Source organism: Stenotrophomonas sp. (assembly GCF_032066555.1).
Taxonomy (GTDB): domain Bacteria; phylum Pseudomonadota; class Gammaproteobacteria; order Xanthomonadales; family Xanthomonadaceae; genus Stenotrophomonas.
Map to the genome: position 1 here is coordinate 1 of NZ_DAMBKV010000035.1, position 10,473 is coordinate 10,473.

The 10,473-nt window shown below is 65.1% G+C and carries 8 protein-coding genes and 1 pseudogene; 7 read left to right on the forward strand and 2 right to left on the reverse strand.

Annotated features, from left to right (window positions below; all coding sequences use genetic code 11):
* Positions 1-383 precede the first annotated feature (383 nt).
* Entirely contained in the window at positions 384-2,114 is a 1,731-nt protein-coding gene (aceK, locus tag RT131_RS19470) for a bifunctional isocitrate dehydrogenase kinase/phosphatase (protein WP_313174644.1), read from the forward strand.
* 188 nt (positions 2,115-2,302) lie between these two features.
* Here the strand turns inward: aceK and rho are convergent, their stop codons facing one another.
* On the reverse strand, positions 2,303-4,075 hold the full coding sequence (gene rho, locus RT131_RS19475; protein WP_313174646.1) for a transcription termination factor Rho: 1,773 nt from the start codon (positions 4,073-4,075) through the stop codon (positions 2,303-2,305).
* A gap of 225 nt (positions 4,076-4,300) precedes the next feature.
* A complete protein-coding gene (gene trxA / locus RT131_RS19480; protein ID WP_057628040.1) occupies positions 4,301-4,630 on the reverse strand; it encodes a thioredoxin TrxA in 330 nt (109 codons plus the stop codon).
* A gap of 196 nt (positions 4,631-4,826) precedes the next feature.
* Here trxA and rhlB point away from each other — a divergent pair, with 196 nt between their 5' ends.
* The 6 genes and pseudogenes from rhlB to RT131_RS19510 form a co-directional block, all read left to right on the forward strand.
* A complete protein-coding gene (rhlB, locus tag RT131_RS19485) occupies positions 4,827-6,491 on the forward strand; it encodes an ATP-dependent RNA helicase RhlB (RefSeq protein WP_313174647.1) in 1,665 nt (554 codons plus the stop codon).
* Positions 6,492-6,974: 483 nt separating this feature from the next.
* The gene (gene ftsE, locus RT131_RS19490) at positions 6,975-7,661 is read left to right on the forward strand and encodes a cell division ATP-binding protein FtsE (RefSeq protein ID WP_303747801.1); all 687 of its coding nucleotides are present in this window, start codon (positions 6,975-6,977) and stop codon (positions 7,659-7,661) included.
* Positions 7,658-8,626, forward strand: a complete 969-nt coding sequence (gene ftsX / locus RT131_RS19495) for a permease-like cell division protein FtsX (RefSeq protein ID WP_313174649.1) — start codon at positions 7,658-7,660, stop codon at positions 8,624-8,626. The genes ftsE and ftsX overlap by 4 nt, the downstream gene beginning before the upstream one ends.
* A gap of 7 nt (positions 8,627-8,633) precedes the next feature.
* Positions 8,634-9,476: a response regulator gene (locus tag RT131_RS19500; RefSeq protein ID WP_057628046.1), complete on the forward strand. Its 843-nt coding sequence runs from the start codon at positions 8,634-8,636 to the stop codon at positions 9,474-9,476.
* Complete coding sequence (gene ung / locus RT131_RS19505) at positions 9,473-10,192, forward strand: uracil-DNA glycosylase (RefSeq protein ID WP_313174651.1); 720 nt, start codon at positions 9,473-9,475, stop codon at positions 10,190-10,192. Before RT131_RS19500 ends, ung begins: the two co-directional genes overlap by 4 nt.
* 178 nt (positions 10,193-10,370) lie before the next feature.
* Positions 10,371-10,473 (forward strand): annotated as a pseudogene (locus RT131_RS19510) (RNA polymerase sigma factor RpoH); the annotation flags it as partial.

A 10,473-nucleotide genomic window follows, 5' to 3' on the forward strand; every position in this document is an offset into this window, starting at 1 on the left:
CAAAGCCAAAGCCAAAGCCAAAGCCAAAGCCAAAGCCAAAGCCAAAGCCAAAGCCAAAGCACCCCTCCCCAACCCTCCCCAACCCTCCCCAACCCTCCCCAACCCTCCCCTGCGCTGCGCGCAAGGGAGGGGGCAGAGCTTGCGCTCGCACGCAACGTGCAAATGGCAGTGATCCACTCCCTCCCTTGCGCATAGCGCAGGGGAGGGTTGGGGAGGGGTGCCTTTGGTGCGAAACCCGCAGCCCACGAACAGCTCCGCCCCCAATCCTGTCCCGAACAGCGGCCAGTGGCGTATGGTCAGTGCAACTCCCCGGTGTTCTCCCGCATGCGATTGCCTCGTACCTGCATTGACCCAGCACCTCAGCAAGCTCAGGTCATGCCGTCATGACCGAGTCGGCTACAGACAGCGCGTTGGCCGCCAGCATCGCCCGCTGCATCGCGCAGGGCTTCGAGGATTACCACCATGGCTTCGCCCAGGTCAGCAGACGCGCCCGCGAGCGCTTCCAGCGTCGTGATTGGGCAGCCGCCAAAGCCGATGCAGTAGAGCGCATCGAGCTGTACGACCTCAGCGTCGCCCAATGCCGTACCCAGTTGGATCAGCTGCTGGAAGGCAGTGGCGAGGCGCGGCTGCTGTGGCGGCAGGTCAAGCAGGAATTTGCCAGGTTGATCGAAGGCCGCATCGACGGCGAGCTCTACAAAACCTTTTACAACACGCTCACCCGGCGCCTGTTCGCCACCCATGGCGTGGATGACAGGATCGAATTCATGGCGCTGGACATCGAGCCCTCCGATGCCATCACCCATCCGGTCGCGCGGCATGTCTATGCAGTGTCCGAGGCGCGCCCGGCCGAAGCGTTCTCACGCTTGTTGGCGGACTATGCGTTCGACCTGCCGTACACGCACCAGCTGCGTTGTGCGGCGGCCATCGCGGTGCGGCTGCAGGATGATCTCTCGCATTGGGGGCCGTATCCGGTGCGTGCTATCGAGTTGTTGCAGACCGTGTTCTATCGCGAGCGCCGCGCCTATCTCGTAGGGCGCGTGTTTGGCGAGCACCGCTTCTCGCCATGCGTGATCGCGCTGGTCAACGATGGCAGCGGCATCCGCGCGGAGGCGGTGCTGAGCCGCCGCCGTGATGTGGCGCATCTGTTTGGCGTATCACGTAGCTACTTCCAGGCCGATCTGCCCACCGTGGCCGATGCGGTGGTGTTCCTGCGCAGCATCCTGCCGGGCAAGCCGGTGGATGAGATCTACACCGTGCTGGGCCGGGCCAAACAGGGCAAGACCGAGCGCTATCGCACCTTCTTCAGCCACTTCCAGCAGCACGATAATGAGCAGTTGGTGCACGCTGATGGCACACCGGGCATGGTGATGACGGTATTCACCTTGCCCAGCTACCCGCTGGTGTTCAAGTTGATCCGCGATCGCTTCGCCTGGCCGAAAGCCATGAGCCGGCAAGATGTGGAAGACAAGTACGCGCTGGTGTTCAATCTTGATCGTATTGGCCGCTTGCTGGACGCGCAGCCGTATCGCTATCTGCGCTTCCCGCGGCAGCGCTTCGCACCGGCCTTGCTGCAGGAGCTGGTGGAAGAGTGCAGCCAGAGCGTGCGCATCGATGGTGACGAAGTGGAAATCGCGCTGTGCTACGTGCAGCGTCGCTTCCGGCCCCTGAATCTCTACCTGCGTGAGCAGGGCGCAGATGCGGCGCGCGCGGCTGCGTTGGATTACGCACAGGCCATCCGCGACATGGCGTGCAACAACATCTTCCCTGGCGACATGCTGCTGAAGAACTTCGGTGTGTCGCGGCATGGTCGTGCGGTGTTCTACGACTACGACGAACTGTGCCTGGTGACCGAATGCAACTTCCGCCAGTGGCCACAGCCGCGCAGCGAGGAAGAGGCTATGGCGGCCGAGCCCTGGTTCCACGTTGCGCCCAATGACGTGTTCCCTGAGCGCTTCGGGCTGTTCATGGGCTTGCCGCGGGCGTCGCTGGATGTGGTGCAGGAGAAATTTGGTGAGCTGTTCGATCCGGGCTGGTGGCAGGCTTTACAGGCTGGATTCCGGCAAGGACTGTACCCGGATACACCGCCGTACCCGCGTGCGCTGCGGCTGGCGTGATAGCGGTCAAGCGCAATCGTAGTGCCGAGCCATGCTCGGCAGGGGCTTTACCGGTAATGCTCCTGCCGAGCATGGCTCGGCACTACAGGTGGTGCATAAGCCTCGAAGCCCACATTGTCCGCTCAATCGACACACAACAAAAACCCCGCTTGCGCGGGGCTTTTGTCTGCAGCCGATTTCAGCAGGAATCAGCGCTTCATCGAACCGAAGAACTCGTCGTTGGACTTGGTGTTCTTCATCTTGTCCAACAGGAATTCCATCGCGGCGATTTCGTCCATCGGGTGCAGCAGCTTGCGCAGGATCCAGATCTTCTGCAGCAGCTCCGGTTCGATCAACAGGTCTTCGCGGCGGGTGCCGGAGCGGTTGATGTCGATGGCCGGGTAGACGCGCTTCTCGGTGATGCGACGGTTCAAGTGCACTTCGCTGTTGCCGGTGCCCTTGAATTCTTCGTAGATCACTTCGTCCATCTTCGAGCCGGTTTCAACCAGCGCGGTGGCGATGATGGTCAGCGAGCCGCCTTCCTCGACGTTGCGTGCCGCACCGAAGAAACGCTTCGGGCGGTGCAGGGCGTTGGCGTCCACACCGCCGGTCAGCACCTTGCCGGAGCTGGGCACGACGTTGTTGTAGGCGCGGGCCAGGCGGGTGATCGAGTCGAGCAGGATCACCACGTCCTTCTTGTGCTCGACCAGGCGCTTGGCGCGCTCGATCACCATTTCGGCAACCTGCACGTGGCGCGCGGCCGGCTCGTCGAAGGTCGAGGAGACCACTTCGCCGCGCACGGTGCGCTGCATTTCGGTCACTTCTTCCGGGCGCTCATCCACCAGCAGCACGATCATGTGCACTTCCGGGTGGTTGGTGGTGATGGCCGTGGCGATCTGCTGCATCATCATCGTCTTGCCGGCCTTCGGCGGCGAGACGATCAGGGCGCGCTGGCCCTTGCCCTGCGGTGCCATCAGGTCGAGGATGCGACCGGTGATGTCTTCCGAGGAGCCGTTGCCGCGCTCAAGCGTGAAGCGCTTGCGCGGGAACAGCGGGGTCAGGTTTTCGAACAGCACCTTGTTCTTCGAGGCTTCGATCGGCTCACCGTTGATGGTGTCCACGATCGACAGCGCGAAGTAGCGCTCGCCGTCCTTCGGGAAGCGGATGCGGCCCGACAGATGGTCGCCGGTACGCAGGTTGAAGCGACGGATCTGGCTGGGCGAGATATAGGTATCGTCCGGACCGGCCAGGTAGCTGGCTTCGGCAGCGCGCAGGAAGCCGAAGCCGTCCGGCAGGATTTCCAGCACACCGTCGGCGGCAACGCCGTCGCCGTGGCGGGTCAGCACCTTGAGCAGGGCGAAGATCACGTCCTGCTTGCGGGCACGGGCGACGCCTTCGGAGATCTGCAGTTGCTCGGCGATCTCCAGCAGCTTCTGCGCCGGCATCTTCTTCAGGTCGCTGAGCGAATAGACCGGGAAACCTTCCGGCACGCTCGGCATCTGGCGTGGGACGAAATTGTCGTTGCCGCCTTCGTTGCCCATGCCGTTGTCGTCACGCTGACGGTTGCGGTCACGGTCGCGACGGTTGCGGAAACGGTCGCGGCGGTTGCCCTGACCCTGGCCCTGGCCCTGCTGATTCTGCTGGCCATAGCGCTGCTGGTTGTTGTTGCCTTCGCCGTTGTCCTGGCCACCCTGCGAGGTGTTGTTGTCGCCGGCGCTGGCTGCCGGGGCCTGGCCTTCATTGCTGGACGCTGCCGCGGCGGGCGCGGGCGGCGGAGCAACGGGGGCGGGCGCCGGGGCGGCGGCTACCGGTGCCGGAGCGGCCGGAGCGGCCGGAGCGGCAGGCAACGGAAGAGCCGGCTGGGCGGGGGCGGAAGCACCGCTGTCGGCGCTTTCAACGGCTTTGGCAACACGCGGCTTGCGCACGCGCTTCTCGACAGGAGCGTCGGTGCTCCCGGTTTCGGAAGGAGTGTTCTCGGACAAGTGCTTGATTCCTCTCGCTTGGATGTGCGAGCGCCCTGCGGGGCTGCGAACTGGTTGGGATGGTCCGGACGAGAACCCGTCCAGAGGGTGCGGCACGCGAATGCTGCCGGATGTAGCGACACTAACACCGCCAAGCGCGGCGGTGCAAGCGCCTGCAAAACCCTGTTGGGCCGCGGTCAGGCTGGCCCGGTGGCCGGCGGCGCGGGGCCGCCGGACCGTGCTGGATCAGACCAGCGCCTTGTCGATCATCTGGCTCAGCTGGCCCTTGCCAACCGCACCGATCTGGGTGGCCTGGATCTGGCCATCCTTGAACAGCAGCAGCATCGGGATCGAGCGCACGTGGTACTTGATCGCGGTGGCGCGGTTCTCGTCCACATTGACCTTGGCGATCTTCAGCTTGCCGTCATAGGCGTCAGCCAGTTCGTCCAGGACCGGGGAAATCATCTTGCACGGGCCGCACCATTCAGCCCAGAAATCCACCAGGACCGGTTCGCTCGATTGCAGGACGGCGCTGTCGAAGTCGGCGTCGCCGACGTGTAAAACCTTATCGCTCACTTGGAGTCTCCTGGTGCAATGCGACTGCCCATGCCGGGTTGGCGGTCGCATTGCGGTAAACTGGGGCATTGCGCGGACAGTGGGCAGGGCCCAGGTGTCGCGCGACCCGGCGCAGGGGCCGCAGTGTGCGACGGTGCCCGAATCGATGCAAGCTGCCCGGCCACACTGACCGGCTGGCACTACAAAGACGAAATCAATGAGCGACAAACCGCTAACCGACGTGACATTTTCCTCCTTCGACCTGCAACCGACCTTGCTGGCAGGCCTTGAAGGCGCGGGTTTCACCCGCTGCACCCCCATTCAGGCGCTGACCCTGCCGGTGGCTCTGCCGGGCGGCGACGTCGCCGGCCAGGCCCAGACCGGTACCGGCAAGACGCTGGCCTTCCTGGTCGCCGTCGCCAACCGCCTGCTGACCCGCCCGGCGTTGGCCGACCGCAAGCCGGAAGATCCGCGTGCGCTGATCCTGGCGCCGACCCGCGAGCTGGCCATCCAGATCCACAAGGATGCGATGAAGTTCGCTGCCGACACCGGCCTGCGCTTTGCGCTGGTCTACGGTGGCGTGGACTACGACAAGCAGCGCGAGCTGCTGCAGCAGGGCGTGGACGTGATCATCGCCACCCCCGGCCGCCTGATCGACTACGTCAAGCAGCACAAGGTGGTGTCGCTGCATGCCTGCGAAATCTGCGTGCTGGACGAAGCCGACCGCATGTTCGACCTGGGCTTCATCAAGGACATCCGTTTCCTGCTGCGGCGCATGCCCGAGCGCACCACGCGCCAGACCCTGCTGTTCAGTGCCACGCTCAGCCACCGTGTGCTGGAGCTGGCCTATGAGCACATGAACGAGCCGCAGAAGCTGGTGGTGGAGACCGAAAGCATCACCGCCGACCGCGTCCGCCAGCGCATCTACTTCCCGGCCGACGAAGAAAAGCTGCCGTTGCTGATCGGTCTGCTGTCGCGCAGCGAAGGCGCGCGCACCATGGTGTTCGTCAACACCAAGGTGTTCGTCGAGCGCGTTGCACGCGCGCTGGAAAAGGCCGGTTACCGCGTTGGCGTGCTGTCCGGCGACGTGCCGCAGAAGAAGCGAGAGAGCCTGCTCAACCGCTTCCAGAAGGGCCAGCTGGAAATCCTGGTGGCCACCGATGTGGCCGCACGCGGCCTGCATATCGACGGCATCAAGTACGTCTACAACTACGACCTGCCGTTCGACGCCGAAGACTACGTGCACCGCATCGGCCGTACCGCGCGCCTGGGCGAAGAAGGTGACGCGATCAGCTTCGCCTGCGAGCGCTATGCGATGAGCCTGCCGGACATCGAGGCCTACATCGAGCAGAAGATCCCGGTCGAGTCGGTTACCGCCGAACTGATGACCGCGCTGCCGCGTCCCGAGCGTGCGCCGCTGCCGGAAGGCGAAGAAGGCGAGAGCGTGGGTGCCATCTTCCGCGAAGCCCGCGAGCAGAAGGCCGCTGATGAAGCCCGTCGTGGCGGTGGTCGCAGCGGTGGCAAGCCCGGTGAACGCCGTGGCGAACGCAGCGCCGACGGCAAGCCGCGTGGCCCGCGCAAGCCGCGCGTCGAAGGCGCCCCGGCCAAGGCCGATGGCACGCCCAAGCCGCCGCGTCCGGCCGCCGAAGGTGCACCGAATGCCGCCAACAGCCCGGCAGTGGAAGGCGAGCGCGCACCGCGCAAGCGTCGCCGCCGTCGCCACGGTCGCCCGGTTGAGGGTGCCGAAGGCGCCGCACCGGCAGTGGCCAACAACAACGGCCCGGTGCAGGTACAGGCCAAGCCGATGCGTGCCGGTAATGACAGCGACTCGTTCCTGACCCGCCTGGGCCGCAAGATCCGCCGGATGCTGTCCGGCAGCTGATGGCCGCGAGCCTGTAGTGCCGAGCCATGCTCGGCAGGGCTCTACCAGCAAGGTCAAAACGGTAGTGCCGAGCCATGCTCGGCAGGGGCATTCCCGATAAAGCCCCATGCCGAGCATGGCTCGGCATTACAGCCCCCTCCCTTTTGCGCAGCAAAGGGGACGGTTGGGGAAGGGTGAGTTTTTTGCCGGTTGATGCAATCCCGGCTTCGGGGTGCGTGCCGCTTTTACCGCACGGCTGGTAAGGCCCCTTGCCGAGCATGGCTCGGCACTACAGCTCCCTCCCTTTTGCGCAGCAAAGGGGAGGGTTGGGGAGGGGTAGGCCCTTCGCCGGTTGATGCAGCAATGGCTTCGCGGCTTACGCGGCTCCTACAAGCTTGATGGCCGGTAAAGCCCCTTGCCGAGCATGGCTCGGCACTACACGTAACCCACGTCGCGTGACCGGCATCCTCCGCAGTCTGCCCGCGCTCCTGCATAATCAGCACGATGAGCGTTCTGCGTTTTGACAATGTCAGCAAACAGTATGCCGGTGGCCATCAGGCGCTGGTGGACGTCAGCTTCGAGGTGGCGGCCGGCGAAATGCTGTTCGTCACCGGGCACTCCGGTGCCGGCAAGAGCACCCTGCTCAAGCTGATTCACCTGAGCGAGCGGCCCAGCCGTGGCGCGGTCATCTTCGGCGAGCGCAACCTGCTCAAGGTGCGCGGCGGCAAGGTTGCCCTGCATCGGCGCGAAGTCGGCGCGGTCTACCAGGACCATCGCCTGCTGGTCGACCGCAGCATCGGCGAGAACGTCGCCCTGCCGCTGATCCTGCGCGGTGACCGCCGTGCCGATACCGGCAAGCGGGTGCGCTCGGTGCTTGAGCGGATGGGCCTTGGCCATCGCGAGAAGGCGCTGCCCAGCGAACTGTCGGCCGGTGAGCAGCAGCGCGTCGGCATCGCCCGCGCGATTGTCGCCGAGCCCAGGCTGCTGGTGGCCGACGAGCCCACCGGCAATCTCGACCCGACCCTGGCGGCGGAGATCATGACCCTGTTTGCAGAACTGCCGGCGCGTGGCACCAGCGTGCTGGTGGTCAGCCATGACCTGGCCCTGCTCAAGCAGATGCGCAAGCGTGTGCTGATCCTCGACCACGGCCGTCTGGTCGATGACATCTCGCCGCAGGACCTGGCCGAATGACTACCAGCAGCAAGCCTGAAAGCGGCAGCAGCAATACCAGCACGGCGGCGCCGTCGCGGCTGGCCACCTGGATCAATCACCATCTGCACAGCGTGGTTTTCAGCCTCGGTCGCGCCGTGCGCAGGCCATGGGCTACCGCGCTGACCGTAGCGGTGATGGCGCTGGCCCTGGCACTTCCGTTGGGCCTGTCGATCGCCTTGGACAATCTCAAGCATTTCTCTGGCAGCGTGCAGCAGTCGCGCGATATCAATCTGTTCCTGAAGACCGATGTCGACGCCGCCGCCGCGCAGGATCTGGCCAAGACCCTGCGCGCCCGTGCCGATGTGGAGCAGGTGCAGTTGCGTACGCCGGGCGAAGGATTGGCCGAACTGCGCCAGAACGCCGGCCTGGGTGAAGCCATCGATGCACTGGGTGAGAACCCGCTGCCCACGTTGCTGATCGTGACCCCGACCGATGGCGTCGATGCTGCCCTGGCCAAGTCGCTGGAAACCCTGCCACAGGCCGATCTGGTCCAGCACGATGCGCTTTGGCGGCAGCGCCTGGATGGCTGGCTGAGCTTTGGTGCGCGGCTGGTGCAGGTGCTGTCGGTGCTGCTGGGCCTGGGGGCGGCGCTGGTGGTCGGCAATACCGTGCGCCTGGATATCCAGGCGCGGCGCGAGGAGATCGGTGTGCTGCAGTTGCTCGGTGCCAGCGACGGCTTCATCCGTCGTCCGTTCGTCTATCTGGGCGCGTGGTACGGGCTGGGCGCCGGTGCCGTGGCGCTGGGCCTGATCGGCGTGTGCGGGCTGGCCCTGCGTGCGCCGCTGGCCAGTCTGTCGCAGAGCTACGGCAGTCCTTTCACGTTGCATGGCCTGGATCTGCTGCATTCGGGCATGGTGCTGGTTGGCACCACGATTCTGGGTTGGTTGGGGGCATGGCTGGTGACAGGTCACTTCCTCAGGCAGACTCGCCCGACTGAAACCTGAGGCCCGCATGTCCACGCATGAGCTCAAGCACCTGATCAGCGACGCGCCGCGGGTAATGGTGGTCGATGGATCCAAACTGGTACGGCGCCTGATCAGCGACGTGCTCAAGCGCGAACTGCCCGACGTTGAAGTGGTGGGCTGCGCCAGCATCGCCGAGGCGCGCGAGGCGCTGGCTGCCGGTCCGGTGCATCTGGTCACCACTTCGCTGGCCTTGCCCGATGGCGATGGCCTGGCGCTGGCGCGTGGCGTGCGTGAGACCGCGGGGCAAGCCTATGTGCCGGTGATCGTGGTTTCCGGCGACGCCCAGCAGCATCTGGAGCAGCGCCGCTTCACCGAGTACGTCACCGACTATTTCGACAAGGCGCTGGGCCATGAAGCCCTGGCGACCTTCATCCGTGGCTATGTGCAGCCCGAGCCGGTGGCCAACGCCACCGTGTTGTATGTCGAGGACAGCCGGGTGGTGGCCGAGGCCACCAAGCGCATGCTCGAACGCCATGACCTGCACGTCGTGCACGTGCTCACCGCCGAGGATGCGTTCTCGCTGCTCACCGCCGAGTCGCTGGGCCGCACCACGCGGCAGGTGGACCTGGTGCTGACCGACGTCACCCTCAAGGGCGAGCTGAGCGGCCGCGATGTGGTTGAGCGCATCCGCGTCGACTTCGCCTATGGCAAGCGCCGCCTGCCGGTGCTGGTGATGACCGGTGATGGCAACCCGCACAACCAGTCGGCCTTGCTGCAGTCCGGGGCCAATGACCTGGTGCAGAAGCCCATCGAAGAACGCCTGCTGGTGACCAAGGTGTTGTTCCAGCTGCGGCTGGCGCGCATGGCCCAGCCGGCGGTGGTGCTGTGAGCGAGGACGGCGTACAGATCCAGCTGGAGCCCAGCTGGAAGTCCCGTATCGGCGACTGGCTGCTGCGGCCGGAGATGCGCGAGCTGTCGGCGTTCCTGCGCAAGCGCAAGGCCGCTGGGGCACATGTGTTTCCACCCGGCCCGGAAATCTTCGCGGCCTTCAACGCTACCCCGTTCGAGCAGGTCAAGGTGGTGGTGCTGGGCCAGGACCCGTACCACGGCTATGGCCAGGCGCACGGTTTGAGCTTCTCGGTGAAGCCGGGCGTGCCGGTGCCGCCGTCGCTGCTCAATATCTACAAAGAGATCGAGGCCGACCTGGCCATCCCGCGCCCGGACCACGGCTGTCTGCTGCCATGGGCGCAGCAGGGCGTGTTGCTGCTCAACGCCGTGCTGACGGTGGAAGAGGGCAAGGCGGGCGCGCACCAGGGCCGCGGCTGGGAGGGTTTCACCGACCATGTGGTCGACGTGCTCAACCGCGAGCGTGAAGGCCTGGTGTTCCTGCTGTGGGGCGCTTACGCCCAGCAGAAGGGCAAGGTCATCGATACCCGCCGCCACCGTGTGTTCAAGGCCCCGCATCCCTCGCCACTGTCGGCCCACCGCGGCTTCCTCGGCTGCCGCCATTTCTCGCAGGCCAATGACTACCTGGCCCGCAACGGCCAGACCCGGATCGACTGGCGGCTGCCGGCCTTGGCCGATCTGGCGCCGTCTGATCGCTGAACTGCCTTGATTCCTGTCATATCGCGGTGACCTTGGCTTTGCTACCTTGGAGGGGTTGGGAATGCCGTCGTTGCTGTCGCCTATTCAGGTTTGACCTCGAGTTTGCGAACAAAAACAGAACGCTGGAACTTTTTCTGTACTGAGCAGTCCAATAGTTCGACTGCTAAGATGAGGTCCTATGAACCTGAACACCTCTACTGCCCTTGTGGCAAACAATCTCCCGATCCCCAGTGCGCTCGGTTCGCTGGACGCCTACATCGGTGCCGTGCACCAGATCCCGG

What these genes read in the sequence shown, in the direction of transcription:
- aceK (WP_313174644.1), top strand. Translation starts at nt 384, where the DNA reads ATGACCGAGTCGGCTACAGACAGCGCGTTGGCCGCCAGCATCGCCCGC.
- rhlB (WP_313174647.1), top strand. Translation starts at nt 4,827, where the DNA reads ATGAGCGACAAACCGCTAACCGACGTGACATTTTCCTCCTTCGACCTG.
- ftsE (WP_303747801.1), top strand. Translation starts at nt 6,975, where the DNA reads ATGAGCGTTCTGCGTTTTGACAATGTCAGCAAACAGTATGCCGGTGGC.
- ftsX (WP_313174649.1), top strand. Translation starts at nt 7,658, where the DNA reads ATGACTACCAGCAGCAAGCCTGAAAGCGGCAGCAGCAATACCAGCACG.
- RT131_RS19500 (WP_057628046.1), top strand. Translation starts at nt 8,634, where the DNA reads ATGTCCACGCATGAGCTCAAGCACCTGATCAGCGACGCGCCGCGGGTA.